At 70.7% G+C, this 26169-nt stretch carries 25 protein-coding genes and 1 riboswitch; of the genes, 15 read left to right on the top strand and 10 right to left on the bottom strand.

Going from position 1 to position 26169, the window contains the following annotated elements:
* Window positions 1-363: 363 nt before the first annotated feature.
* Window positions 364-427, top strand: a riboswitch (guanidine-III (ykkC-III) riboswitch).
* 10 nt (window positions 428-437) lie between these two features.
* The 8 genes from ACWIYF_RS21955 (at window position 438) to ACWIYF_RS21920 (ending at window position 8093) form a co-directional block, all read left to right on the top strand.
* Window positions 438-752, top strand: a complete 315-nt coding sequence (locus ACWIYF_RS21955) for a DMT family transporter (protein WP_448624946.1) — start codon at window positions 438-440, stop codon at window positions 750-752.
* 264 nt (window positions 753-1016) lie between these two features.
* Window positions 1017-1370 carry a DUF3040 domain-containing protein gene (locus ACWIYF_RS21950; RefSeq protein WP_448624945.1) on the top strand — a complete coding sequence of 118 codons (354 nt, stop codon included), beginning with the start codon at window positions 1017-1019 and terminating at the stop codon, window positions 1368-1370.
* Window positions 1371-1546: 176 nt separating this feature from the next.
* Entirely contained in the window at window positions 1547-2308 is a 762-nt protein-coding gene (locus ACWIYF_RS21945; protein ID WP_448624944.1) for a YcnI family copper-binding membrane protein, read from the top strand.
* A gap of 277 nt (window positions 2309-2585) precedes the next feature.
* The gene (locus tag ACWIYF_RS21940; RefSeq protein WP_448624943.1) at window positions 2586-2975 is read left to right on the top strand and encodes a hypothetical protein; all 390 of its coding nucleotides are present in this window, start codon (window positions 2586-2588) and stop codon (window positions 2973-2975) included.
* A 391-nt stretch (window positions 2976-3366) separates the two neighbouring features.
* Window positions 3367-3993 (top strand): CBS domain-containing protein, encoded by a 627-nt coding sequence (locus tag ACWIYF_RS21935; RefSeq protein WP_448624942.1) that lies wholly within the window; start codon window positions 3367-3369, stop codon window positions 3991-3993.
* Window positions 3994-4080: 87 nt separating this feature from the next.
* Window positions 4081-4914 carry a mycofactocin-coupled SDR family oxidoreductase gene (locus ACWIYF_RS21930; RefSeq protein WP_448624941.1) on the top strand — a complete coding sequence of 278 codons (834 nt, stop codon included), beginning with the start codon at window positions 4081-4083 and terminating at the stop codon, window positions 4912-4914.
* 1153 nt (window positions 4915-6067) lie between these two features.
* Window positions 6068-7438, top strand: a complete 1371-nt coding sequence (locus tag ACWIYF_RS21925; protein ID WP_448624940.1) for a TrkH family potassium uptake protein — start codon at window positions 6068-6070, stop codon at window positions 7436-7438.
* On the top strand, window positions 7431-8093 hold the full coding sequence (locus tag ACWIYF_RS21920; RefSeq protein WP_448624939.1) for a potassium channel family protein: 663 nt from the start codon (window positions 7431-7433) through the stop codon (window positions 8091-8093). The genes ACWIYF_RS21925 and ACWIYF_RS21920 overlap by 8 nt, the downstream gene beginning before the upstream one ends.
* A gap of 944 nt (window positions 8094-9037) precedes the next feature.
* On the opposite strand, the gene ACWIYF_RS21915 is transcribed toward ACWIYF_RS21920, so the two are convergent.
* Entirely contained in the window at window positions 9038-9778 is a 741-nt protein-coding gene (locus tag ACWIYF_RS21915; RefSeq protein ID WP_448624938.1) for an ANTAR domain-containing protein, read from the bottom strand.
* A 477-nt stretch (window positions 9779-10255) separates the two neighbouring features.
* Between ACWIYF_RS21915 and ACWIYF_RS21910 the strand changes: the two genes are divergently transcribed.
* Window positions 10256-10705: an iron chaperone gene (locus ACWIYF_RS21910; protein ID WP_448624937.1), complete on the top strand. Its 450-nt coding sequence runs from the start codon at window positions 10256-10258 to the stop codon at window positions 10703-10705.
* Window positions 10706-10884: 179 nt separating this feature from the next.
* On the opposite strand, the gene ACWIYF_RS21905 is transcribed toward ACWIYF_RS21910, so the two are convergent.
* Window positions 10885-11655: a Crp/Fnr family transcriptional regulator gene (locus tag ACWIYF_RS21905; RefSeq protein WP_448624936.1), complete on the bottom strand. Its 771-nt coding sequence runs from the start codon at window positions 11653-11655 to the stop codon at window positions 10885-10887.
* 264 nt (window positions 11656-11919) lie between these two features.
* On the opposite strand from ACWIYF_RS21905, the gene ACWIYF_RS21900 reads away from it, so the two are divergent.
* Together ACWIYF_RS21900 and ACWIYF_RS21895 are read left to right on the top strand one after the other, a co-directional pair.
* A complete protein-coding gene (locus ACWIYF_RS21900) occupies window positions 11920-12573 on the top strand; it encodes a chemotaxis protein CheB (RefSeq protein WP_448624935.1) in 654 nt (217 codons plus the stop codon).
* 129 nt (window positions 12574-12702) lie between these two features.
* On the top strand, window positions 12703-13719 hold the full coding sequence (locus tag ACWIYF_RS21895; RefSeq protein ID WP_448624934.1) for an aldo/keto reductase: 1017 nt from the start codon (window positions 12703-12705) through the stop codon (window positions 13717-13719).
* Window positions 13720-13876: 157 nt separating this feature from the next.
* Here ACWIYF_RS21895 and ACWIYF_RS21890 read toward each other — a convergent pair whose 3' ends face one another.
* The 4 genes from ACWIYF_RS21890 to ACWIYF_RS21875 all read right to left on the bottom strand — a co-directional run bounded on the left by ACWIYF_RS21890 (window position 13877) and on the right by ACWIYF_RS21875 (window position 19950).
* Window positions 13877-14647, bottom strand: a complete 771-nt coding sequence (locus tag ACWIYF_RS21890) for a hypothetical protein (RefSeq protein WP_448624933.1) — start codon at window positions 14645-14647, stop codon at window positions 13877-13879.
* A 96-nt stretch (window positions 14648-14743) separates the two neighbouring features.
* The gene (locus ACWIYF_RS21885) at window positions 14744-16105 is read right to left on the bottom strand and encodes a trypsin-like peptidase domain-containing protein (RefSeq protein ID WP_448624932.1); all 1362 of its coding nucleotides are present in this window, start codon (window positions 16103-16105) and stop codon (window positions 14744-14746) included.
* Window positions 16106-16278: 173 nt separating this feature from the next.
* Window positions 16279-18489 carry a hypothetical protein gene (locus ACWIYF_RS21880; RefSeq protein WP_448624931.1) on the bottom strand — a complete coding sequence of 737 codons (2211 nt, stop codon included), beginning with the start codon at window positions 18487-18489 and terminating at the stop codon, window positions 16279-16281.
* Between the two features lie 816 nt (window positions 18490-19305).
* Window positions 19306-19950, bottom strand: a complete 645-nt coding sequence (locus ACWIYF_RS21875) for a PKD domain-containing protein (RefSeq protein WP_448624930.1) — start codon at window positions 19948-19950, stop codon at window positions 19306-19308.
* Between the two features lie 288 nt (window positions 19951-20238).
* Between ACWIYF_RS21875 and ACWIYF_RS21870 the strand changes: the two genes are divergently transcribed.
* Window positions 20239-21090: a class I SAM-dependent methyltransferase gene (locus ACWIYF_RS21870; protein WP_448624929.1), complete on the top strand. Its 852-nt coding sequence runs from the start codon at window positions 20239-20241 to the stop codon at window positions 21088-21090.
* A 25-nt stretch (window positions 21091-21115) separates the two neighbouring features.
* Here ACWIYF_RS21870 and ACWIYF_RS21865 read toward each other — a convergent pair whose 3' ends face one another.
* Window positions 21116-21445 carry a DUF6221 family protein gene (locus ACWIYF_RS21865; RefSeq protein ID WP_448628784.1) on the bottom strand — a complete coding sequence of 110 codons (330 nt, stop codon included), beginning with the start codon at window positions 21443-21445 and terminating at the stop codon, window positions 21116-21118.
* Window positions 21446-21534: 89 nt separating this feature from the next.
* On the opposite strand from ACWIYF_RS21865, the gene ACWIYF_RS21860 reads away from it, so the two are divergent.
* Together ACWIYF_RS21860 and ACWIYF_RS21855 are read left to right on the top strand one after the other, a co-directional pair.
* A complete protein-coding gene (locus tag ACWIYF_RS21860) occupies window positions 21535-22008 on the top strand; it encodes a carboxymuconolactone decarboxylase family protein (RefSeq protein WP_448624928.1) in 474 nt (157 codons plus the stop codon).
* 34 nt (window positions 22009-22042) lie between these two features.
* Window positions 22043-22966 (top strand): RNA polymerase sigma-70 factor, encoded by a 924-nt coding sequence (locus tag ACWIYF_RS21855; protein WP_448624927.1) that lies wholly within the window; start codon window positions 22043-22045, stop codon window positions 22964-22966.
* A gap of 10 nt (window positions 22967-22976) precedes the next feature.
* Here ACWIYF_RS21855 and ACWIYF_RS21850 read toward each other — a convergent pair whose 3' ends face one another.
* From ACWIYF_RS21850 to ACWIYF_RS21840, 3 genes are read right to left on the bottom strand one after another with little or no spacing between them, the layout of a single operon-like run.
* A complete protein-coding gene (locus tag ACWIYF_RS21850) occupies window positions 22977-23330 on the bottom strand; it encodes a putative quinol monooxygenase (protein WP_448624926.1) in 354 nt (117 codons plus the stop codon).
* A 10-nt stretch (window positions 23331-23340) separates the two neighbouring features.
* A complete protein-coding gene (locus ACWIYF_RS21845) occupies window positions 23341-24186 on the bottom strand; it encodes a fumarylacetoacetate hydrolase family protein (protein ID WP_448624925.1) in 846 nt (281 codons plus the stop codon).
* The gene (locus tag ACWIYF_RS21840) at window positions 24183-25322 is read right to left on the bottom strand and encodes a cupin domain-containing protein (RefSeq protein ID WP_448624924.1); all 1140 of its coding nucleotides are present in this window, start codon (window positions 25320-25322) and stop codon (window positions 24183-24185) included. Before ACWIYF_RS21840 ends, ACWIYF_RS21845 begins: the two co-directional genes overlap by 4 nt.
* Window positions 25323-25401: 79 nt before the next feature.
* Between ACWIYF_RS21840 and ACWIYF_RS21835 the strand changes: the two genes are divergently transcribed.
* Entirely contained in the window at window positions 25402-26136 is a 735-nt protein-coding gene (locus ACWIYF_RS21835; protein ID WP_448624923.1) for an IclR family transcriptional regulator, read from the top strand.
* Window positions 26137-26169: the final 33 nt, after the last annotated feature.

Genomic DNA, 26169 nt, shown 5'->3' with positions numbered 1-26169 from the left:
AGAGGCCGAAAAATGCCAGAGCAGTCAATGGGTCGCACTCCCTTCAGAATGGTCGCATCGCGACATCTGTGCGACTACGACGATGCAGGCTCGTTCCGCGTCCAGACAGGGTGTGCACCGGTCACGTGGTGGTGGCCGTCGTTGCCGTCCCTCGGCAACTCGAGAATGGAGACGGAGCCAGCCGGCTGTCGCGCGCTGCGGGCGTCGCGGAACGCGCTGCGCCGTGACGCGTCTCATCGCCTGCGCGGGTCGTAGCAAGGTTTCTGCGGGTGGTGCGAAGTCATTGCCGGAGGACGGCGAGCGAGACGATCCGGCACGTGGTGACGATCACCACGGGCTCGGCGCCGTTCGTGAGAAGGTGGAAGTGAGTCCGGAGAAGGACTCCCGGACGAGCCGCCGTACCCGGACAGCGACAAGACGGCGTCCCTGGAGACACCGTGTATTGGCTTGTTCTGATCCTTTCCGGCGTCCTCGAGGCCGTGTGGGCTACGGCTCTCGGCCGGTCCGAGGGGTTCACCCGCCTGGCGCCGACCATCGTCTTCGCGGTGACGCTCGCCAGCAGCATGGCGGGTCTTGCCTACGCCATGCGCGGCCTACCGATCGGCACCGCGTATGCCGTCTGGGTCGGTATCGGTGCTGCCCTGACCGCCGGCTATGCGATGTGGGCAGGGCAGGAGCCGGTGTCGGCGCTCCGGGTCCTCCTCCTGGCAGGCATTGTCGGCTGCGTCATCGGGCTCAAGCTCACCCACTAGCGCTGGGCCGGTCCCTCGGGCCTCGGAGCGGGGAGGCGATTCCCGCGAGGTCGCCTGGCTGGCCGACTCGGGAGGCGGCGGGCAGTCGCCTCCCAGTTCAGGTCGGGAACCAGCGTGCGGCCGGCGGTTCAGCCGCGGCCTCGGTACCAGTGGGGGTTGAGGTCGTTGCCGGGGGCCGGCAATCACAACCTCCCGGAGGTCACCGCCCTCGGGCCTAGCCGGCGGGCCGACCTGGGCGGCACGGTGGAAGCACGGGAGGGAAACGTGCTGAGCCAACGCGAACAGCAGATATGGGCCGAGATCGAGCGCATCTACGCGGCCGAGGCCGATCAGGTAGCCCGCGTCCACGTGGATCAGGACGCGCCGCGGAAGCGGCATGCCAGCGGGTTCGAGGACGTGTCGGCCGCGGTGCTCGCCGGCGTCTCTGCGGTGGTCCTAGGCGTCTACGTCACGACTCTCCTGGTCGTCCTCGGCGCGCTCCTCGCCGGCGCGGTGGTCGGACTCGGGACGGCTCTGGTGTGGCTCCTCCTGCGCCGCTGGGATCGGGAGAGCCCTTCGTCCGCCACGGAGGGCACCGCAGACGGCTCCGCGGACATGCCGCCGTCGTTCCCCTGGTGATGGACGCCGGAGGCGCGGGACTTCGCGGGTGCTGCTCGCGGCCTCGGTGATCAGCCCGACGGTGGGGACCAGGTCTTGCGTTGTGCCAACCCTTCGGTGCGGCACTGCGGGCGTCGGCTCGCCAGAGAAATGACCGAACGGCCTTGGCCGTACAGGAACAGCCCTGAGGAGGACCCGTGACCATTCGACTGCGCTGGGCCGCTCCCGTCGTCGCCGGCGTCATCGCGGCCGTCCTGGCCCTGGGGGTCGGCTCGGCGCTGGCCCACGTGTCGGTCAGCGCACCGGACGCCGCCCCCGGCGGTTTTGCGGAGCTGACGTTCCGGGTCCCGAACGAGTCCGACACCGCCGAGACCACCTCCCTGCGGGTGCAGCTGCCGACCGACACGCCGCTGGCGTTCGTCAGCGTGAAGCCGGCGCCGGGCTGGACCGCCAGGACGACTACGTCGCAGTTGGACACGCCGATCGAGATCGAGGGCTCGACGATCACCGAGGCCGTGTCCGAGGTGATCTGGACGGCCGACTCCGGCAATGGCATCGGCTCGGGTCAGTACCAGGCCTTCAGCATCAGCACAGGCCCGCTGCCCGAGGGTGTCGATGCACTGACCTTCCCAGCGCTGCAGGGCTACTCCGACGGGACGACCGTCGCCTGGATCGAGCCCGCCGTCGAGGGCCAGACCGAGCCGGACCAGCCGGCGCCGGTTCTCAGCCTGGCCGCTGCGCCCAGGGAGGCCGGCACCGACCGGTCCTCCACCCCGTCGGCCGCGAGCTCGAGCGACGGCGGCATCCCCGGACTGGTCATCACCGCCCTGATGGTGGGCATCGTGGGCCTGCTTGCCGGCATCGCCGGAGTCGCCCTCGCGGCCTCGTCAACCGGCGCCACGGCACCGCGGGAGCGCGACCACCGTGACCGCCGATCCGGGCTGCCACTCGAGCGGTGACCGGCGACCAGCGAACGGTCCGCTCGATGATCGGGTGGCTTACGGCGGGAGGCCACCACGACATTCCTAGCAAGACGCCGACGCGCGCCCCGACCGGGAGGCCGCCGCTCAGCATGGCGCGTCGTGCACCGTGCCTCCCGCCCTGTCGCGGCAGAGCAACGGGTGAACGCACGGGTTGCCGGGGACCGGCAATGCCGGGCCGCAAAGTCCGACCGGATGGGCAGGTAGCCGACCAGTCCCGCCGAGCCGCAGGGTGGGTGTCGGCAAGGAGGTTGATGTGCTCAGCGATTCCGAGCAGCGGGTGTGGGACGACGTCGAGCGGTTCTGGGCGGAGGACGCCCAGGAGCCCGCCCGCCCCGGCCGGCGGGCGAACGTCCGGCAAAGGGCGGTGCCGAGGGAGCTGGACGACGCGCCGGTGGCGGTGATCGGCGGCGTCTGGGGGGCCATCTTCCTGGTGCTCTTCGACGCACAGGTCGCTGGGCTGGTGGTCGCCGCGGCTGCCGCGCTGGGGTTGGCGGTCTGGCGCTACTCGCCGCTGCCGAGGAGCAGCCGCAGCACAGCAACCCGGTCGCCGGCCCAGACGCCATCCCTCACGGACCGGAGGACGCGCCGGCCGGTGGAGATGGCCTATCACGGCCGCCTCTGGCGCTGGTCAGAGGAGGACTGAACCGCGCTGGACGCCGCAGTTCATCCCGCCGAGCCCTCTGTGTCGGCAGACGCAGAGGGGCGGTCGTGCGGTGAGCGCCCAGGTCGCGGCGATGGTGGCGTGGGCGACCACCGACCGCCGGATCGGCCGGAGATCGGGGTGCCGGTGGCCGGCACATGTACTAGTCATCCGGACGCTCGCTCCTTTGGCAGTTATTGCCGACGACCGGCAATGCGGGCGGTCACAGCTGTCCGACGTCGTCCCTGGTCGGGCGGCGTCTGGCAGGGCATCGTCGAAGTCGAAGGGACGCGGACAGGGTTCGGCGGCGAGGGATTCGCCGCACCAGCCGAGGGTCCGCCACCCCTGGTCAACCGATCGCATAGGCAGGAGCACCGTGCAAGCTCGAGACGTCATGACCCGCGAGGTCGTCACCGTCGCACCGGACACGTCGGTCAAGTCCGTGGCCGAGATCCTGGCGACCCGGGGCTTCGCGGCCGTCCCCGTGGTCGATGAGGAGCATCGGCTTCTGGGGATCATCACCGAGGCCGATGTCCTCAGGGGCAGGGTGCTGCCGGACCCGCGCCTGCGCCTGCGCCGAGATGAGGACACCGGGTCAGTTCCTCCGCCGGCGCTCGTTCGCGGGGTGATGACGGCGGACGTCCGGACCGTGGAGGCCACAGCTGACGTGGCCGACGTCGCCCGGCTCTTCGTCGACGAGCGATTGCGCAGCATCCCCGTCGTCGACAGCGGCAGGCTGGTGGGCATCGTCAGCCGTCGTGACCTCGTGCGCACGCTGGTCCGCCCGGACGAGCAACTCCGGGCCGATCTGCTCCGGCTGATCGAGAGCTACACCGGTGAGCCCGGCTGCTGGAACGTGGCGGTCAGCGAGGGAGTGGCGACGATCCAGCGCACACGAGGCACCCCTGAGGTGCCGGCTGAAACCGAGAAGGACGCGCTGAGCACGCTGGCCCGCACCGTGAGCGGCATCGTGGGTGTGCGAGGACTCCCGGCCGTCCCATCGATCAGCACGCGCGTCTGAGGCCCGGTCTGTGCTCGCGCTTGGGACCGCGCGAGATCAGGACCGACTGAGCGGCGTCTTTCAGGCGCCAGAAGGAGAGGGACTGTCATGGGCAAGCTCGAGAACAAGGTGGCCTTCATCACCGGTGCCGCGCGGGGCATCGGCCGCGCGACGGCCGTTCGGCTGGCGGAGGAGGGCGCCGACATCATCGGCGTCGACATCCTCGGCCCGATTCCCGGTGCGACGGCGCCGGTGTCGACCCCCGAGGACATGGCGGAGACGGTCGCTCTGGTCGAGAAGTACGGCCGGCGTATGGTCACCGCCACGGTCGACGTCACCGACGAGGCGGCGCTGACCCGGGCCCTCGCCGACGGCGTGGCCGAGCTGGGCCGGCTGGACATCGCGGTCGCCAACGCGGGCATCGGGGGGCCGAACGTACCGGTGGAGGACTATCCGGCGCAGGCCTTCCGCGACGTCGTTGACGTGGATCTGACCGGTGTCTTCCTGACCGCCAAGGCGGCCATCCCGCACATCAGGCGCACGGGCGACGGCGGGGCGCTGGTCCTGATCAGCTCCGCGCTGGGCCTGCGCGGCAACCCGAACACCGTCGCCTACACGGCGGCCAAGCACGGCGTCGTCGGCTTGATGAAGGTGCTGGCGCAGGAGCTCGCCGCCGACAGGATCCGAGTGAATTCGGTGCACCCGACCAACGTGGACACCACGCTGATCCAGAACGAGAGCGCCTACAAGCTGTTCCGGCCCGACCTGGAGAACCCGGGTCGTGACGACGTCGCCCCTGCGTTCCAGAGCCTCAACCTGCTGCCGGTGCCGTGGGTGCAGCCCGAGGACGTCGCCGAGGCGGTGCTCTACCTGACCGCCGACTCGGGCCGCTACGTCACCGGCGGCACGCACCGGGTCGACGCGGGGTGGAACACCAAGTAGCAGCCATCTCACGCGGAGGACCACCGCCGACCGGTCCCGCGCTGCTCCCCGCCGGGACAGCGCGGGACCGGTCGATGGCCGAGCGGGCCGTGCCCGACGTCTGCCAGGGCTGACGCGGACCTACATGAGCACGACCGGTCGCAGAGCGAGCTCAACCGCCGAGTTCCGTGCACCCTTTATGCATCCAATATGGCCGCCAATGGCCACTGGGCGCCTCCCGGCCAAATGTGCGCACCTCTCTTTCGAACGGCTCAGTCGGCATTCGCCAAGGGAGCGAACCATTCCAAGATCAGGACGTCGGCGGCGCCAGGTCGGGCCGGTCGGGCCGCCTGACCTTGGTGCCACCATGGTGGCCAACCCACGGCGTTCACGGTCGTTGAGGCAGGTCTCCGACGGGCGGGTGCGAGCGGGCAACGCGGACTGAATGGCGCGGCCCCTCCTACCGCGAAGGCAACTGATGAGCGTGGCTAAGGGCTGGCCACCTTGGTTGCAATTGTGTTGCAGTTCGCGTCGTCCGCGGTTGCGCGCTCACTTTCGTGGCCGTCCACAAGTGCACTTCAACCGGCTTCCGGAACGTCGGCGAACCGCGATGAACGCGGTCAAGACGGCCTGGCAGTGTGGGGGTCAGGGGTTCGAGTCCCCTCAGCTCCACCCTTGTGAGCAGGGTTGTCCGTGTCTTGCGTGGTGGCACGGCGTCCGCCGTCGTCAGCGGCGGGTGGCAGGCGGGTTCTCAGCGTTTCGCTCCTCCAGGCCGCGCCCGCGGTCGAGCCCTCGCAGTGCGCTGAGGGACCGTCACACCTGCGGCGGATGAGGGCTCACCCCGTTCGGACTGCTGGCGCGGCCCTGGCCGCGCGGGGCTGGGCGCCGTCGGCCGTGCTCGCGGTCGGGGTGGCACCGGCGGTCGGCGGCTACCTGCTGCTGGTGTTCGCCGACTCCTTCGGGTGGCCGGGCGCGGTGCGCTGGTTCTCGCCGTTCGTTCACTTGAACGACGTCCCGGCCGAGCCGTGGAACGCTCCAGGCGCGGTCGGGATGTTCGCTGTCGCGGCGGTGTTGGCCATCGCCGGCTGCCTCCGGTTTCGGCCGTGCCGTGGGCGGCACTGTGTCAGGGTGGCGCCGTGTCCAGGAGCCGTCGCATCCGACAGGAGCAGCCGCGGTGACCTCCGTCCTCCGTGGCCGGCCCGGCCGGTCCCGCTCGGCCAGTGGCGTGCCGCACCCCGGCCGGGTGATCGCCGCCGCGTTCGCCGCCGCGGTCGTCGTCGGCACCGCGCTGCTGATGCTGCCGGTCGCGCGAGCCGGAGAGGGCCGGGCGGACATCCTCACCGCGCTGTTCCACTCGACCTCGGCGGTGTGCGTGACCGGGCTGGTGACCGTCGACACCGGCACCTACTGGTCGGGCTTCGGCCAGGCGATCATCTTGCTGCTCATCCAGGTGGGCGGGCTGGGCATCATGACGCTGGCGACTCTCGTCGCGCTGCTGCTGTCCCGCCGGCTGGGTCTGCGGGCGCGGCTGATCGCCCAGGCGGAGACGAAGGCGCTGTCCCCGTCCGACGTCCGCCGGGTCGTCGGCCGTGTGGTCCTCTTCAGTCTCGCGTCGGAGGCCGTGGTCGCGGCCGTGCTCGCGGTCCGGTTCGCCGTCGGCTACGACGAGTTCCTTCCCCGGGCGATCTACGACGGGGTCTTCCACGCGATCTCGGCGTTCAACAACGCCGGCTTCTCGCCCTATCGGGACAACCTGATCGGATTCGCCGGCGACCCGTGGATCAGCCTGCCCATCGCCGCGGCCGTCATCGTGGGCGGCCTCGGCTTCCCCGTGGTGTTCGAGCTCGCCCGGACCTGGCGGCGGCCGAGGACGTGGTCTGTCCTGACCCGCATCACCGTCGTCGTCACCGTCGTCCTGCTCGTGCTCGGCTGGGCCGGGATGCTGATCTTCGAAGGCGGCAACCCCGACACGCTCGGCGGGCTGCCGACCGGTGACCGCATCCTGGCGGCGTTCGTCGCCGGGGTGATGCCCCGCACGGCCGGATTCAACAACCTCGACATCGCCGCGTTCGCGCCCGAGACCCTGCTGTTCACCGATGCCCTCATGTTCATCGGGGGCGGCAGTGCCGGCACCGCCGGCGGCATCAAGGTCACCACCTTCGGCCTGCTGGCCTACGTGCTCTGGGCGGAGATGCGCGGCGACCCCGACGTCGAGGTCGGCCGCCGCCGGGTCCCGGCCACCAACCAGCGGCAGGCGCTGGCCATCGCGCTGCTCGGCATCGGCCTGGTGGCCGTCTCCACCTTCTTGATGGAGGCGCTCAGCGACTTCTCCTTCGACCAGGTCCTGTTCGAGACAATCTCCGCGTTCGCCACCGTCGGGCTGTCCACCGGCATCACCGCCGACCTGCCCGCGGCCGCGCAGGTGCTGCTCGTGGTGCTCATGTACGTCGGCCGCATCGGGCCGCTGACCCTGGCCTCCGGGTTGGCGCTGCGCGAGCGTGCCCGCCGTCACCAGCTGCCCGAGGAGAGGACCATCGTTGGCTAGTCACAAGGAACCCGTCGCCGTCATCGGCCTCGGCCGGTTCGGCACCGCCCTCGCCCTGGAACTGGCCCGCGGCGGCACCGAGGTGCTCGCGGTCGACAGCCGCCCCGACATCGTCCAGCGCCTGTCCGGACAGCTCGGCCACGTCGTCGCCGCCGACTCCACCGACCCGGACGCGCTCGAGGAGATCGGCATCGGCGACTTCCACCGCGTGGTCGTCGCCATCGGAAACGACCTCGAGGCCAGCATCCTCACCACGGCGCTGCTCGCCGAACTGGAGATCCGCGACATCTGGGCGAAGGCCGTCAGCCGCCAGCAGGCCACCATTCTCGAGCGCGTCGGCGCCCACCACGTCGTCTTCCCCGAGCAGGACATGGGCGAACGGGTCGCCCACCTGGTCGCCGGCCGGCTGCTGGACTGGGTGGAACTGGACCCGCAGTGGGTGTTCGCCAAGACCAAGCCGCCGCAGGAGCTCGTCGGCGTCCCCCTCGGCGAGTCCGGGCTGCGCAAGAAGCACCACGTCACCGTCGTGTCGGTCAAGCCGGAGGGACAGGCGTCGTTCACGCATGCCGGCATGGACACGGTGCTCACCTACGGCAGCGTGATCGTCATCGCCGGTCGCCCCGACGACGTCGAGCGGTTCGTGGAACTGCAGTGACTGCCGTTCCTCAGCGGCCGAAGCCGGTCCCGCGGAGCTACGGGCCGGCGTCGCGGTCGCGTCAGGATCGCTGATCCGAAACGCCGGCGGGCTCCGCGGGCGGCCATGCGGCGATCGGTTACCGACGTCACGGCTCGAAGCCGGCCGGGCGCCAGAACTCTGTGATCTTGACGATCCGTCAGCGAGAGGCCCCGCGTTCTTGACGTCCCACTGATGGCGTTGTCGGCCGCGTCGGCCCCCTGAGCCTGTTCGCAGAAGGGGCAAGACTCCTTCTCCCACTCATGAGCACTGCTGAGAGCTGGGGGAGCTGATTGCAGTTGTGGTTGCCATTGCACTTGTCCGAGGCCGTTCGGTGACGTTCGCACAGGATCAAAGACCCAGGTGAAACGTCTTACGGAACGACGGTGAACCCGTATAAACCTGATCATGACGGCCTGGCAGGGTAGGGGTCAGGGGTGGCCTCCTGCTCGAAGGCGGCGCCGGCGGCCCAGCGCAGTGGCGGCTCGTCGGAGTCGATGAGCTGGATCAGGCCGCGAGCGGGGGCCGCTGACCGGGACAGGGCGACGGACGACCATACGGCCTGACCGCTCCGGCGACGGACCTCAGCCATCAGTGGAGGCGCCTCTAGGAGTAGCGTCCCCGCTGCAGCGGTGCCCGAACAGCCGGGCTCGAGCGCTGCCCTGGGCGTTCGGGTTGCGCCATGAACGAGCGTGTCACCTGGGAGACCTGTCCCCAATGTCAGCGCCCCGCGGCCGTTGGCTGGCGGGGGGATAGTCCTGTCGAGTTCGACTGCCCGGCGGGGTGTCGATTGACGGTCGAATCGCTCCGCCGGTTCGCCGACCGGCGCCGTCCCGCGATGGATTGGCTGACTCGGTCCTAGCGGCGAACGGTTGGTCGGGCCGGCCTGCCGAGCGGGGCTGTCTCCGTGGCCCCGGGCGGGCGGGTCACTGTTCGCTGCCCGCGTCCTCGCCCAGCTGGCCGGGATGCAGGCGGCGCTCGACCAATTCGGTGGCGATGTCGTCGGCCGTCCGGCCGGCGGCATAGGCGTGGCCGCGCAGCAACGCGAGCGCGTCCGCGGCCGGCCGCCCGAGGGCGAGCGTGAGCATGCCCACGGCCAGCCACAGTCGGCCGCGGCGCCGCGCGTCCGGCGTGCTCATCCACGGCGGCTGCTCGGTCGGCGTCCAGGCCGACCAGTCCGCGGCCCGGTCGAGGTGGCCGGAGATGAGTTCGGCGACGCACCGGGCCTCGAGGACGTCGATGGCGGTCACACCGTCGGGGCGCGTGAAGTACAGGTCCATCGCGCCCATGCCGCGCAACCGACCGGGCAGGGAGAGGGCCAGCACACTGCGGAAGGGCGTCCGGGTGGCGAGCAGGTCGAGGAAGGGCGGCCACCGCCGGGCGAGGAGGTCCTCGGTGGCGAACACCGGCAGCGCGGACTCGGCGGCGAGCAGGCACGGCCCGCTTCCTGCGGTGAACTGCAGCCGCTCCGCGGTGGCGGCGTCCTCGCTGCTGGACGCCAGCGGCGTGCGGAGGTCCGCCTCGCCGTGGATGCTCAGCCCGACCCCGTCGGCGGGCAGCACGGCGGCCGCGGCGTGCACCAGCCGCACCGGCAGCAGTTCTTGATCGTCCGGCTCGACGCCGGGGTCGGCGGCGAGGGCCGTGGTGAAGCGATCGGCAACGTCCACAGGGAGAGGCCCTCCTCGGTGCGGCCCACGCGCCCTCGGCTGGCGCCGCGTCGCCCTCGACCCGCAGTGCAAGTCGTGCCCGCGCAGCCATGGCGGAAACGTCTGTGGCACCTCCCGCGGTCCACCGGCGGGGGCTCCGGTCGGCGGATGCCCCGTGCGAGGTGCTGTTTCCTGAAGGCGCGGGAGAGATCAGCGATACGACCCCGGGCGCGGCGAGCCGTACGGCCGGCTGACGACGGCTGAGGGGCAGGTCGGGGCCTTGTCCGAAGATGCCGGGCACAGCCCCCGATCCCCTGCCGGAGTGGTGCGGCCGCCGCCCCCGGGTGCGTCCACGGGGTGGTCGGTCGATCCGGTGTCACACACGTGGGCCGGGACGTGTCAATCCATCAAGGAGCACGACGCTCCGTCGACAGATCCACGCGAACCTCGTCCCGGACCATGGTGACGAGGCCGGACGGCGAAGAGGAGAGCACCAGCATGTCCACCCACACCAGCACGAACACGACCGACGGCTTCAGCGCTGCAGAGCGGGCCGCGATGAAGCAGCGTGCGGAGGAACTGCGCGCCGAGGGAAAGAGCGGCGCGAAGAAGGCCGAGGGGCTGCAGGCCCTGCTCGACAGCATCGCGAAGATGGATCCGGCTGACCGGGCGATCGCCGAGCGCGTCCACGTCACGGTGACCGCCAACGCTCCCGACCTGGCGCCCAAGACCTGGTACGGCATGCCGGCCTACACCAACGCGGGCGGCAAGGTCGTCCTGGCGTTCAAGAACGCCGGCAAGTTCGGCCAGCGCTACTCGACCCTGGAGTTCCAGGACTCGGCGCACCTCGACGACGGCGACCTCTGGCCCGTGGGGTTCGCAGTGGTCACGTGGACCCCCGAGGTGGAGAACAAGGTCGCCGCGCTCGTGCGGGCCGCCGTGTCCTGAGTCGGTGGCGCTGGGCGGCTCGGCACCGTCCCAGGGATCCGCGCTCGACGCCCTGTGGGCAGACCTGGACGCGTGGGAGGAGCTGCGCGCCGACCAGGCGACTCGGTACGCGGACGGTGCACCGGGCGGGCTCCACGCCGACGCGGCAGACATGGGCACGTGGGACGGCCGACGTCCGATCACGACCTGGCGGATGTCCCGTCGTCCCGGGGGTGCGGAAGCAAGCCGATCCGCCGGAACTCTTCCTGGATGATGTCGTAGCAGTCGCAGGAGACCTGGTGCAGGCGCTCGGGGGCGAGGATGGTGATCCGGCCGCGGGTGTAGCGGATGAGCCCCGCCTGCTGCAGGACGCCGGCGGTCAGCGAGACCGTGCCGCGCCGCACGCCGAGCATCTGCGCGAGGAACTCCTGGGTGAGCGTGAACTCGTCCGCGCCCACCCGGTCGCGGGTCTGCAGCAGCCAGCGCGCGCAGCGCTCCTCGGTGGTGTGCAGCCGGTTGCAGGCGACGCCCTGCGACAGCTGGACGATCGTGGCCTGTGTGTAGCGGTGCAGCAGGTCGTGCAGTGCCCCGTTGCCCCGCAGAATCTGCCGCATCCGGTCGGTCGGCAGGCACATGGCGCCGCCCTCGATCTGGCAGAAGGCGTCGTGGGGGCTGGTCGCCGTGCCGAGAAAGGCAGGCAGCCCCGACATGCCCTCGTAGCCGACGGTGGCAACCTCGATAACAGCCTCGCCTTCGACGGTGGCGAGGAGGGAGAGCACGCCGTAGACGGGGAAGTACACCGCGTCGATGTTGCCGTTGCGCAGGTAGACCTGATCGCGCACCTGCAGCGAGACCGGCTGCATCGCAGGGATCAGGCGTTCGTACTCGTCGTCGGGTAGGGCGCGGAGGATCAGGTTGCGCCGGGCGTCGAGCCGCGCCATGGGCTGTGGTGACTGCTGTTCCGAGGACATGGGGCGGCTCCCGACTTGGGGCGGACGTCCCTGGGCTCGGGAGTGTGGTCGGCTCTGTCCCGGTCGGTTCGTGGCCCGACCCGCAGGCCGTGCCGCAACCCGGCACCGTGCCGGGTGTCGGCGCGAACGGCTGGGCCACGCCGCAGGGCCGGTACCCCTGTGCACGTCACCTGACACAGCGACCAGGTGGCCAGGGCGGTCGGGTGCCGGTACACGCTCTCCTGGCTATGTCCGGCACCTGACATAGTCGGGTACCTTCGGTCGGTGGCGGTAGGCACGACCTCGGACCGACGTGAGGGCTTCTCCGTCGTGGTGCTCGCGGCCAGCGCCGGCGGTGTGGTCGCTGTGCGCACCGTTGTGTCCGGGCTGCCGGCGGACTTCCCGGTCCCCGTCCTGGTGGTCCAGCACCGTGGCCCGGGCACGCCCGGAGTGCTCACCCGCCTGCTGCAGATCCGGGGCGGCCTTCCGGTGCACACCGCTGCCTCCGGCGTCCTGCAGCCGGGCGTCACGGTCCTGCCGGCGAGGACCACCGCGGACCTGCAGTCCGACGGCCGCATGACGCTGCGGCCCTGCGACACCGCCCGGACGGCCGACGAGCTCCTCATCAGCGCCGCCGGCGCATTCGGAGGCGGGGTGCTGGCCGTCGTGCTGACCGGTTTCCTCTCCGACGGGGCCGCGGGGGTGCGCGCGGTTCGGCGGGCCGGCGGCCGGGTGCTCGCGCAGGACCCGGGTGACGCCGCGGCGCCGAGCATGCCCAACGCCGCCCTCGCCACCGGCTGTGTCGAGCACGTCCTGCCCCTCAGACTGGTGGCGCCGACGTTGGTGGCGTACGTGATGGCGCCCGGTGCAGCGGACCTGCTTGCTGTGCCCGTGCCCCCATGGGCGCACCTGGGCCCTCGTCCGTTCGTGCCGGCGTGAGGCCGGGCCCGCAGAACCGCACGCCAGCGCGCCCTTCCACATCGGGTGGCCGCGGTCATGATCCGCCACCCGGGTCGCCGAGCACGCATTCGACGCCTGCCCCCCGCGGGTCAGGGTAGGGATCGCGCTATGGAATTCCGTCCGCTCGGCCGCACCGGCGTGCAGGTCAGTCCGCTGTGCCTTGGGGCGATGATGTTCGGCCCGTGGGGCAACGACGACCGTGCCGACTCCATCCGGATCATCCACCGCGCCCTCGACGCCGGCATCAACTTCGTGGACACCGCCGACGTCTACTCCGCCGGCGTCTCGGAGGAGATCCTCGGCGAGGCGCTGCAGGGCCGGCGCGACGACATCGTCCTCGCGACGAAGTTCTTCTTTCCGATGGGGGAGGAGCCGAACTCCCGCGGCGGCTCCCGCCGCTGGATCATTCGCGAGGTCGAGAACTCGCTGCGGCGATTGCGCACCGACCACATCGACCTCTACCAGGTGCACCGGCCCAGCCCGGACACCGACGTCGAGGAGACCCTCGGCGCGCTGACCGACCTCGTCCGGCAGGGGAAGGTCCGCTACCTCGGGTCGTCGTCCTACTCCGGCTCGCAGATCGTCGAGGCGCAGTGGGCCTCCCGCGAGCGGCGCCTGGAGCGGTTCGTCACCGAGCAGCCCCCGTACTCGATCCTCGTGCGCGGCATCGAGGAGGACGTCCTGCCCACCACCCAGCGGTACGGCATGGGGACGCTCACCTACAGTCCGCTGGCCGGCGGCTGGCTGTCGGGGCGGTGGCGCAAGGACGCCGCCGGCACCCCCACCTCGAGCGCCCGGCCCAGCGCCCGGTTCGACATGAGCAGTCCCGCCAACCAGCGCAAGCTCGACATCGTCGAGGACCTCGCCCAGCTCGCCGAGCAGTCGGGCATGACCCTCATCGAGATGTCGATCGCCTTCGTCCTCGAGCACCCGGGCGTCACGTCGGCGATCGTCGGCCCCCGGACGATGGAACAGCTGGAGTCCTACCTGCCGGCGGCCGACATCCGGCTGTCGACGGACGTGCTCGACCGCATCGACGAGCTCCTCGCGCCGGGCGTCACCGTCAACCCGGACGACAACAGCTACGGCGCACACGAGCTGACTGCCGGGGCTCGCCGCCGCTGACGGACCGCCCTCGACGGTTGCAGTCCGCGGCTGTTCGCGTTCGTCCGCTGCTGCTTCGCGCGGCGGCGAACCCGCTGCTCGGATGGTTGTGGGAGCCGACGACCGTCCCTCAGCTCCACCCTTCTCATCGGACGATCTCCCTCGGGAGGGCGACGCTCTACTCCCGTATCGAGGTGGTGACCTCGCGGAACGTCGGCACCCACGCGTGGTCCAGCTCGGCGGGAGCGAAGAACACGAGGAGAACCGGGGACAGTCCCTCCATCAAGTACAGGTGGAGGTGCAGTACCTCCCCCGAGGCCAATTGCAGAGTCCCGTCGAACGTGCTGGTGTCTCGGCCGGCCAGCTGTGTCGGCTCGCCCGGTGGAGCGATCGTGGCGGAGGGCAACGTCGCCTGGATCTGGTCCCGCTGCCCGATGGGGTCTCTCGCGTCCAGCAGGGGCCTCTCGGCGACGTACAGGCCGACCACCGATTCCGGGTCTCGTTGGACCGTGAGGGAGGCGTCCCGTCGTGCGCTGGGCTCGCCGAGGAAGATCCCGGACCAGTCGGCGGGGGCCAACACGGTCTGACCTTCGATTCCCGGCCGGCGCCACAGTTCCCAGTCGCGCGGCACGTCCGCCGAGTACCCGCCGACCCCGAGTTGGCGCGTGACCCGGTCGGCCCCGCGCTCCCATGGTCGCCAGACCACGAGAAGCACCCCAGCGGCCACCAGCAGAACTACTCCGACGACGGACCACACCGGCCACCGGCGGCGTCGCCGGTCCCCGGGGGCAACCCGCTCTGGGGACGACGTCGAGGAGGCGGGCGACGTGTTGCCGGGAGGGGAGTCCTCATCCGGTGGAGTGGAGCTCTCCGGCCGGGGCGCGTCCCTCCTCCCGAACGGATACACGTTCTCGGAGAAGCCCTCATCCGCGCTCACGGTCGCGGCCATCTCCGCGACCGGTGCTGGGTCGCCGTCATGGACAGCGGAGCGGCGTTCATCTTCAGCCACGAGGCCCGAGAGCCGTGCTCCTGGGCGACGGCTGGCTCACTCGTCAGCATGACGCGGGGCAGCGGTTGCGGTCCCTTCCGCGGGGGCTGTTCCATCCCTCGGGCGGGGGGGCGCGACGACATCGTGGTCGGCGCCGTCGGAACTGGGGCCGGCCGCCCGGGAACGCGCGGGCCCGTTGTCCGGGCCGGCCGGTCGGCGGCGTCGTCCGATCAGCAGCCCCGCGGCCAGGGCTGCGAGCACCAGCAGCGCCACCAAGCCCCACATCCACCACGCGATCCCACCGCCGTCGGCGATAGGGGTGTCGGCGGCGTCTTCCTCGGCATTGGCGCGCTCGCGGGCGACCTCGAGGTACTGGCGGGCCAGAGCCGAGTCGAAGTACGTCGTCGCCGCTTCCAACCGTTCGACAGCCGCCGCGTACTCGTGCTGGTTCATCTGCGTGAGCCCGTCGGCGAACGCGATGTCGAACCCGGACCGGGCTGTCGGGATATCGGCGGCAATCAGCGCAGCCTCGACGCTGGCGGCTCCGACCGCGGAGACGGCGTTCGTAGCCGGGTCGCAGTCGGCCAGGGCGAGGACGCCGCCGGTGGCCCGATCGATGACGGGTCCGCCGTTGAGCCCACCCGCCAGCGAGGTCGTCAGGTCCCGGCTCCCCGTCAGCGTGCTGCCCCTCAAGCGTGCAGACACGTCTGCGGGCTGCCAGGCGCGCGTGCCCGGATTCGACTGGGAGACCGCCCAGGTGAGCCCGACGACCGCCGCATCGTCGACGGCCTCCTCGGTCGGGGACAGGCTGGCGGTCGGGAGGCCTCCGGCGCCGACGCGCAGGAGGGCCACGTCGGTCGGGCCGGAGGGCTCGTTGATCAGGGTGGCCGGAACGGGGTCCTGCTGGTCCGCGCTGAGCAGCACGACCTCATAACGCGCGTGAGGGACGACGACGCAGTGCTCGACCCGCTGGTAGCAGTGCTGAAGATGCTCGTCCAGCGCGGGGTCCGTCGCGTGTGTGCGACCCCTCGTGTTGTTCCCGTCCACCAACTGCGCGCCGATCTGTTCGACGAAGAGTCGGTTGGCGGCCGGGACGGTGACCACGTCCAGGTTCTCCCGGAGCAACCGGTACAGCGTGGCGACGACGCCGTCCCCGGTGACCAGCACGCCGGTCGCCTCAGCTTGAGGCACCTCGTAGGTGCCTTGGTGGATGACCACGTCACCCGTCGAGTGATTGATGTGGGCGATGGTCACGTCCGTGATCACCTTGATGCGCACGAGCGCCGCTTGCACGCCCGCCACCTCGGTGTTGACGCGCTCATCATCGGCCGGGGCCGCCTGAGCCGCCGGCATCAGGGCGAAGAAGGCCACGAGGACCGAGGCGGCGGAGCCGATCCGGCGGATGAGCGTGGTCGACATGGCCGCCCCCCTTGCCCGTGGATGCAGAGAACGCCGGGGCCCGAACCACATCCGCACCTGTCTGCACCACGAACCTGCAGCGTGTCGGTACGACGGGCCTCGAGCCCGAACGCCTCGTGATCCATCCGGCTGGCTCAGCAGTGTGCCGTCCATCTCTGCACCGTTTCCTTGTCTCAGCGGCATGCCGCGAGCCACGGGCCGACCGCATCCTCGGCCCGTTGGTACGCCTGCACGGCATCCCGTCCGCGTGCGAGCCAGGCGTCCGTCGACTCGGCCTCCTGCAATGCCTGACCGAGGTCACGGGCGTACCTCAGGGCATCGATGTCGTTGGCCGCGGCCTTGGTGCAGGAAGCCGCAGGACTGTCCTCCGGGGCCTCGCTGTTGCTGCAGGCCAGCAGCGCACTGATCGCTCGCTCGACGTACGCGTCGAAGACCTCGGCTGCGTCGGCACCGTCCTGCAGGGTTGGCGCTCCACTCATCCCGGCGGCATGGCGTTCGAAGGCGCTCCGGATGTTCTCCTTGTAGTAGTCCGTGAGCTGCTTCGCGGACTCGAGCGCCGGTTTGCACTGCTGGAAGACCTCGCTGGGCAGAGGCTGGACCGATGGCGACGCGGGCATCGTGGTCGCGGCGATCTCTGCCTCGGCCTCTGTCGTCAATGACACCACGTCTGCCGACCCTGTCTCGACGAGTCCGTAGAAGTCCGCCATGTCCTTTCTGTAATCGGCCATCTCCTGGTATCGGCGCTCGTAGTCGTTCGCCAGGCGCCCCTCGTCGTCAGCGAGGGAGTACCAGAATCCGGGGCACACCGCGGTCGGGTCGCGTCGGATCTCGGAATCCTCGGCCGCGTCCCCCAATGTGCCGGCAGGGCTGATACACGTGACCATGTCGGCCAGTTCGACCTCCGTGAGATCGATGGGAGCGGACGGATTCCCTGGGTCGTACAGCCGCATGCTGAGGACCTGCACCGTGTCCACGGCCTGAGACCCCCAGACGAGACGGTGGAGGGTGCTCAAGTCCTCGATCGGCCGCTCCACCACGGAGTATCGGTGCGGGTATGGACGGGGCGTCCTCCTTGGCTCCCCTGTCACAGGGAGCGGAGCATCTCTCGGACTCGTCGACATGGTGAGTTCCTCGTAGTACGCCTGCCGACGTCCGATCTCCACTTCTTCGGTGGCGTCAGCGTCTGTTGCCGTGCTGTTGGCGCTGTCCTGGACCGGCTCTGCATCGAGCTGGGCGGCCCTGGCCGCCTCCTTGTAGTCGCGGTACTCCTCATTGCTCATGAGGGCCTGCGGCACCATTTCCGGCCCGTGGCTCGGAATCCGCTCGAGAACGAGTCGCGATCCCTGAGCCACGGCGAACCATGCCGACAGTTCCAGCGATGTCAGGGTGGGGGACTCGTCTGGGGCGCGGGGTTCCCCCTGCTCCTCCGGGACGTGGATGAGCACGTTGTGCTCGAACTCTTCCTCGGGCTCGAGCCAGGACATGTCATCGACTATCTTTCCCAATTGCAGTGTCTGGAATGTTCCCGGGGTGGTGGTGCGGGAGATCGGATAGTCGTCCTCGCCCCTCGGATCCCCAGCGCTGAACTGGCCGTACCGGAAGATTCCAGGGTCGTCGCACTCAGGGTCGGTCACGGGTGCGAGCTCCTCGAGGAAGCAGGCCACCTGCTGCCGTTCCTGGTCGACCTCGTTGATCCCTTCGATCCCTTCACGCAGGGCGTCGGTGATCCTCGTGACCAGATACAGGGAGGCGACTATCTGCACCTTGGCGTCGCTGACGTTCTTGACCGTGATCGTGCCCTCGAACATGTGCGGGTTCGGCATGTCCTCCGCGCCCGCGGCGGTCGATGCCGAGGCCGCCGGCCTCAGCTCCGTCGTGACCGTCAGTGCCGCCGGGGTCGCGTTCGGCTGGTACTGCTGCGTGTACCACCACTGCACCCCGCTCAAGAGCACGGTCACGGAGAGCCCGCCGGCGAACACGGGCTTTCCGAAAGCGGTCCACACCTGTTCGTCGGCATGGCCCTTGGTGCTCATCCACCCGAGGACGGCGCCCGCGACCGAGGCCACTGCGATGCCGGCCCACGGCACCCACGCCGGGAACGGAGGGAGTCGACTCGGAGAAAGGCCGGGCGCCCGGTACTGCATCAAGAGCAGGTAGCCGCCGACGAACGCCCCGGCGATGCCTGCGGTGACCGCCGCGACGCGACCGCGCTTCCTCCGCCACTGCTCCCGACCGAGAACCGCGCTCCCCGTGAGCAGAACCAGTCCGGCCACGGCGAACGCGAACCCGATCAACTTGTACTGCAGGTTGGCGGCGGACAGGAAATCCAGCAGGCCCACCCAGAAGGTGAACACCCCGATCGCTCCGAAGATGACGGCGGCCACCAAGGCCACACTGGGCCTCCGAGGGCGGATCAATGCCATGGACCGTCACCACTCGGCATCGTCGGATAAGTCGCCGCGCTCTGCGTACGCAACCCGCGACGTTAGGTCATCCCCGTCACGCTCCTGTCACCGTTTCGTCAATGCGACTTCGCACTCGTCCGGCGGCATGGTCGTTTCGCAGACTGGGTGGCCTCGAGCAGGGACTTCGAGAGCGATGTGGGAGTCGAAGATCGACAGCGCAGGCGGCATCACGGTATGCCATTTGGGTGCATTGTCGTCGTCCCACCGTTGTTCAGTGGTTCGGGTGCAATTTTCTGCGGGCTTCCGCGACAGGCGCGCTGAAAGCACCGGCGGAACGACCGTGAACTGCTGTGAACCCGGATCTGACGGCTGGGCAGTGTGGGGTCAGGGGTTCGAGTTGCAGCACCTGAGTCTGTGGTTCGACTTTGCGCAGCCCGCGGTGGTCATCCAACGTCGTATGACCTGCGGCGGTCGGGTGCTCAGACTTCCGTACGGTGCCCGCTGCGAGGCCGGACTCTGTGCTCGCCGTGTCGACGTCCCGGAACTGTCGGCGCGCGGCACGGACCTCTGGTGTCGTCGACCGGCTCCTCACTCTCCGGGGCCGGGGGAAGTCGCCGGTGACCGCGGCAGGGCCACCACCGCGCCGGCGACAGCAAGAACCAGCGCGGTCACCGCGTACATGACGGAGCCGGTTGGCTCCCGGAACGCCTAGCGACCCGGCCGCTGCCGGGCAACCGGGTCGCAAGGTGGAGGGAATGCCGAACGGTGGCGGCTGTGACGGGCGCCGGTTCGAGTTCAGGCCACCGTCAGGGTGACGTTCTCCTGGTCGCGCTGGTCGGCCGAGTCGGTCACCTGCAGGGTGAACGTGTAGGTGCCGGCCACCGTCGGTGTGCCGATGATGTTGCCGGCGTCCGTGCCCTGCGAATTGGGGCCGGTCATGCCGGTGGGGATGCTTCCCGCCACGACTTTCCACTGCACCGGCGTCGGGGTGGCGCCCGTGTTGAACGTGGTGTTGCAGCCTGAAGTGGTGAAGAGGTAGCTCGTTGACCGGTTGAGCGTCAGCGTTGCCGGGTCAGCCGGGGTGATGACGCAGGTGCCGGTCGGAGCGGCCGGCGCGGTCACCGGCTTGGTGGACGGCGTGCAGCCGGACAGGGCTGCGGTCATGATCGGCGACCTTCCACCGTCGGAAACCGTGATCTTGCAGTCAGGAGCGGTGAAATCGGATGCCTGGATGACGAATCTGCCGTCGGCACCCGAGCGGGCGCCCGCTGAACTCGTCGTGGAACTGGCAATGGTGAAGATGCCAGGTGTCGACACTCCCTCGACTTTCAGCTGACCGCTCTTCAGTTCGGCTTTGGCGACCGTCACAGCTGACGCACTGTTCGCGAGGATGACCTGGCCGGTAAAGAGGGACAGCAGAATTGCCGGCACGGCCGCCATGCGCAGAACTCTGATCGGTTTCAACGTCTCTCCTCGAGATCCAGGTCGTGATCCGTTCCGTCAGCGATCCCGCCGGCGCGAGGTGTCCCCCATACATGTACTAATCCACGCGTCGGATCGACATGGGAAGACGACGTTGGTCGTAGGACACGCCACTCGGAGCCCGCCCTCGCCCTCCCCTCGCGACGTGACCGGGTATCGACACCGGCTCGGCCTCGGCGCACGATCGCAATCCCCGTTCACCGGCACCCGTGCGGGAAGTCGGGTGCACTCCGATCGGAGGGCGCCATGACGTTCGATCCCGACCAGTACAAGGCCACGACCAGGCATCAGTGGGAGAGCGCCGCCGACGCCTGGCACCGCTGGGGACCCACGCTGGAGACATGGCTCGGCCCGGCAACGGAGCAGATGCTCGATGCCGGGAACGTCACCACCGGCAGCCGCGTGCTCGACGTCGCCGCCGGCGGAGGGGGACAGACCCTCGCGGCTGCACGACGGGTCGGGGCCAGCGGTCACGTCCTGGCGACCGACATCTCCCCGCGGATCCTCGCGTACGCCGCCAAGGTCACGGCCGAGGCCGGGCTGATGAACGTGGAGACCCGCGAGGCCGACGGGGAGGCGCTCGACGTCCTGCCGGCGGCGTCCTTCGACGTCGTGATCTCTCGTCTCGGGCTCATGTACTTCCCGAACCGGCGGGCTGCCCTCGCCGGAATGCACCGGGCGCTGCGGCGCGGCGGCAGGATCGCGGCCATCGTCTTCTCCACGCCGGAACGCAACGCCTTCTTCTCCGTCCCCGTCTCGATCATCCGGCGCGCGGCCCAGCTCCCGGCGCCCGCGCCAGGCCAGCCAGGACCCTTCACCCTCGGCTCACCGGGTGTCCTCGACGAGGCCCTGAGCACCGCCGGCTTCGACGACATCCGGGTCGAGGCGGTCCCCGCACCCTTGCGCCTGCCGTCGGCGGCCGAGTGCGTCCGATTCGAGCAGGAGTCCTTCGGCGCCCTGCACCAGATGCTCGCCGGCGTCCCGGAGAGCGACAGGCCCGCCGTGTGGGAGCAGATCGAGCACGCCCTCGGGCAGTTCGAGACCGGCGACGGCTTCGTCGCCCCGTGCGAACTGCTCGTCGCGTCGGCAGCCGCCTGAGCATCGAACGCGGGGCGAGGGAAGGTCAGGGCCGCCACTCCGCCCGGTAGTCGGGGTGGTCGGCGTAGACGAAGGCCAGGTAGCGCAGCGTCGGGCACGGGGAGAGGACGTATCCGGCAAGCGGGTCGTCGGGACGTCGGCAGACGCGGCAGTGCGTCGGCTCGTTCGGGGCGGACACGGGCATGTGCTCGGCCACGACCCACCGCTTGACCCGAGAGTCGGCAACGCCTCGCGAGTTCCCTGCCGCCAACGCCTCGGAGTGTTCCTCGGCGACGCGGGCCAGAAGGAAGGTCACCAGGTCCACGGACGGGTCACTACCCCTTCCGGCCGACTCGCCGCTCCAAAGAGATCGCATGAGGCGCAGGTCACGTCCGTCCATGTCACTGGGCGTCGGGCCATCTCGTCTCAGGGGTGTAGCCACCGACACCCACGGAGGAGCACACCATGGACGCGCGACTGAACTACTTCGCCAGCCCGATCGCTCGCAAGGCCTTCACGCACTTCATGCCGCTGGGCAGGGTGCTCAAGGAGTCGCCGCTGCCGACCGCGACGCAGGAGCTCGTGGCGCTGCGCGTGAGCCAGATCAACGGCTGCGCCGTCTGCGTCGACATGCACACCAAGGACGCCGCCGCTGCCGGCGAGACGTCGGTGCGGCTGAACCTGGTGGCGGCGTGGCGGGAGGCCACGGTCTTCACCGAGGCCGAGCGTGCCGCGCTGGAGCTCGCCGAGCAGGGGACCCGCGTCGCGGATGCGGCCGTCGGGGTCAGCGACGACGTGTGGGCGCACGCCGCCAAGCACTACGACGAGGAGCAGGTCACTGCCCTGGTGATCCTGGTGTCCTTCATGAACGCGGTGAACCGGCTGAACATCATCACGCAGCAGCCTGCCGGCGACTATCGACCCGGGCAGTTCAACTGAACGCCCCCAGCGTGGCCGGGGGAGGGGAGGCGGCGTGAGCAAGGTGGAGGAGTTCGAGGAGCTGCGACCGCTGCTGTTCTCGATCGCCTACCGGATCCTCGGCAGCGTCAGCGAGGCCGAGGACGCCGTGCAGGAGACCTGGCTGCGGTTCGACCGTTCCGCGACCCGGCCCGACTCGGCCAAGGCCTTCCTGTCGGCCACGGTCACCCGGATCTCGATCGACGTGCTCCGCTCGGCGCGGGTGCGGCGGGAGGAATACGTCGGGCCGTGGTTCCCCGAACCGCTGCTGAGCGATCCGTACCAGGACCCCGCACGGTCGGCGGAGCTGGCCGACTCGGTCTCGATGGCGGCGTTGCTGCTGCTGGAGCGGCTCAGCCCGCTGGAGCGGGCGGTCTTCCTGCTGCGCGACGTGTTCGCCTTCGGGTTCGACGAGATCGCCACGGCGGTGGAGCGCTCGGAAGCGGCCTGCCGGCAGCTGCTGGTGCGGGCGCGGAGGCACATGGCCGACGGGCGGCCGCGGTTCGCGGCGGACCGTCAGGAGCGGCAGGAGCTGGCGGCGCGGTTCTTCGACGCCCTCAGGGACGGCGACGTGGGCCGGCTGCAGGATCTGCTCGCCGGCGACGTGCAGCTGATCGGGGACGGCGGAGGCAAGGCCCCGCAGCTGGCGCGGGCCGTCCTGGGTGCGGAGAACGTGGCCCGGGTGCTGGGCTCGGTCTTCCCCTGGCTGATCCGGATCGACGTGACGTTCGAGCCGCAGGAGATCAACGGCCAGCCGGGCGCGATCTTCCGCGACCGCGGCGGCAGGGTCCTCTACGCCCTGGTCCTCGAGGTGCTCGACGGGCAGATCCAGACCATCCGCGGCGTGGTCAATCCCGACAAGCTCGGTCACCTCGGCCCGGTCGCCGACGCCTGGGCCGTCGACCGCGAGCTGAAGGAGGCCCGCCGCCGGATGAACTGACTCGGGGCTCTCAGTCCTCGGCGGTGAAGAAGTCGGCGCGGTACCGGCGTTCGCCGTCCCGTACCGGTTCGCTCAGGTCGGTACGGAACTTCCGGATGGACGACGTGCCCGACCCGTTCTCGTGCAGCGCCGTCTTGGTGGCGAAGAAGTTGGGATGGGTGAAGTGCGCGGCGAGCGACGCCTCGTCCTGCCAGTGCTCGAGCACCTGGACCACGTTCTCGTCGACGGTGTCGGCGGTGAACGCGTACGCGAGGCAGCCCGGCTCCTCCTGCCGGGTCTTCTGCACCAGCGGCCGGATCGCGGCGAGCAGTGCGTCGCGTCGCGCGGGGTCGACGGTGATCGTCCCGACGATCAGGATCTCCACGGCGCAATCCCTACCCGACGGCCGGATCGGCGACGACCGTGTTCTCGCAGCGGCCGAGACCGGCGATCTCCGTGGTCAGGCGCTGGCCGACCTCGAGGTAGCGGGCCGGCGTGCGGGCGTGGCCGACGCCGCCCGGCGTGCCCGTGGCGATGACGTCCCCCGGGCGGAGCGTGATCATCGTGGAGACGTACTCGACCAGGGCGACCGGGTCGAAGAGCAGGTCGCCGGTGGTGTCCTTCTGCACCGTCTCGCCGTCGATCTTCGTGCTGATCTCCAGCCGGGGCCGGACCCCGCCGGGCAGCTCGTCGGGCGTGACCAGGTAGGGGCCGAGGGGAGTGCTGGCCTCCCAGTTCTTGCCCTGCAGCCACTCGCGGGTGCGGAACTGCCAGTCCCGGCAGGTGACGTCGTTGAGGACGGCGAAGCCCGCGATGGCCGCCTCGGCCTCCGCGCCGGTCGCCCGGCGGACCGGCGTCCCGATGACCAGCGCGAGCTCGCACTCCCAGTCGAACTCGGTCGTCTCCGGCGGCTTGACGATGTCGTCGCCCGAGCCCACGAGGGTGTCGGCGAACTTGGCGAACAGCGTCGGGTGCTCCGGCAGGTCCCGGCCCATCTCGAGGATGTGGTTGCGGTAGTTCAGCCCGACGCAGACGATCTTGCCGGGACGCGGGACGACCGGCGCGAAGGCCGCGCCCCGCAGGTGGGACGCGGGCTCCGTCGCGGCCGCGGCCCGCTCGGCCCAGCCCGGGTCGGCGAGGAGTTCGCCGACGTCGGCGGCGCCGAGGTCGACCAGCTCGTCGTCCTCGACCCGGACCGCGCGGGTCGTGCCCTCCAGGGTGCGGATGGTCGCCAGCTTCACCGGTCCACCGCCACGCGGTCCAGGTGCAGGGCCTCGAAGATCGGGGTGTCGCTGAACCGGAAGAGGTCCAGCGCGCCGGAGTCGGAGTCGGAGGTGCCCGCCTCGGACGTCACCGACAGCGGCTGCCACGAGGGGACGACGAACAGGTCGCCGCGGCTCACGCTCCAGGAGTGCTCGCCGACGGTCACCGTGCCGCTGCCGTCGAAGACCTGGTACACCGACGAGCCGGCCTCGCGGCGCGGGGCGGTCTCGGCGCCGCGGCGCACCCGGTGCATCTCGGCCCGGATCGTCGGCAGCACGTCACCGCCGGTGGTCGGGTTGGTGTAGCGAACGGCGGCATGCCCGGGCTCGACGGTGCCGGCGTACCCCTCGGCCTCCAGGTCCAGCTGGTCGGTCAGCGCTGCGTCGGTGTCGGACCACCGGTAGTTGAGCAGCGGAGTCCCGGGGGTGGCGCCCGGCGCCGACACCGGGCGCAGGCCGGGGTGGCCCCACAGGCGCTGCGAGCGGGAGCGCTCCGGCGTCGTCCGCTCCTCGTCGCTGATCGTGTCGCGGCCGAACTCGAAGAACTGCGACTCGGAGGTGTACTGGAAGGGGATGTCCAGCCCGTCGATCCAGGCCATCGGCCGGTCGGCGGCGTTGTGGTGGGCGTGCCAGTTCCAGCCGGCCTGCGGCAGGAAGTCGCCGCGGTTCATCGGCACCGGGTCGCGGCCGACGACGGTCCACACGCCCTCGCCCTCGACGACGAAGCGGAACGCGTGCTGGGTGTGCCGGTGCTCCGGCGCGTTCTCGCCGGGCATCAGGTACTGGATCGCCGCCCACAGGGTCGGGGTGGCGTAGGGCTTGCCGCCGAGCGCGGGGTTGGCCAGGGCGATCGCCCGCCGCTCGCCGCCGCGGCCGACGGGGACCAGGTGGCCGGCCTGGTCGGCCAGCTCCAGCAGGTTCTGCCACCGCCAGACGTGCGGCACGGCGCGCGAGCGCGGGTGCACCGGCATCAGGTCGCCGATCTCGGTCCACAGCGGGACCAGCAGCTCCTGCTCGAAGCCGCGGTACAGCTGCTCGAGCTCGGGCGTGGGGGTCGGCTGGTCGGGGGCGTCGACGGCGGTCAGGGAGACCGGCGAGGCCAGTTGCTGGGTCATGCTCGAAATCCTCCTCGGCGCAGGTGTCCGCACCATCGACTGTCCGACGATTCCGTGCGGAGGGATACGCTTTTCTGCTGTGAGGAATCGTCCGGCGTACGCGATCTCGTCGGTGGACTCGGCCCTGCTGCTCGCGACCCTCCTGCACCAGGAGGGGCCGATGCGGGTGACCGATGCCGCCGAGCGGCTGGGCGTCTCGGTGTCCACCGCCCACCGGCTGCTCGGGATGCTGGTCTACCGCGACTTCGCCGAGCAGCTCCCGGACCGGCGCTACGGGCCCGGGCGGCTGCTGCAGGGTGGTGCGCCGCCGCAGGCCGCCGTCCCGCGGCTGCGCGAGGCGGCGCTGCCGTACATGCGGCGGCTGGTCGACGAGCTGGGGGAGACGGTCAACCTCACGGTGCTGGCCGGCTCGGAGGTCCGGTTCGTCGCCACGGTCGAGTGCGCTCGCGTCCTGCGCGTCGGTGACCGCACCGGCCGGGCGCTGCCCGCGCACCTGAGCTCCGGAGGCAAGGCGGTGCTGGCCGGGCTGCCGCGCCCGGAGCTGGCGGCGGTGCTCGGCGCGCTGGACGAGGCGACGGCGAGCCGGCTCGAGCGGGAGCTCCGGAGCGTCCGCCGGCGGGGTGTCGCCGTGAACGACGAGGAGACCGAGAGCGGTCTGACCGCGGTGGGCGTCGCACTGGGCGCCGGCGCACCGCCGGCCGCGATCTCGCTGGCCATGCCCAGCGTGCGGTTCTCCCGCGACCGGCTGCCGGCCTGGACCGCCGCGCTGCAGTCCGCGGCGGAGGCGATCTCGCGGGACCTCGCGGCCGCCTGACGCAGCCAGCGTCGACCGGGACCTGCGTCCCTG

Source organism: Geodermatophilus sp. URMC 64, assembly GCF_053502555.1.
The sequence above is the reverse complement of the archived record's forward strand: the minus strand, read 5'-3'. Positions and strand labels throughout refer to the sequence as shown.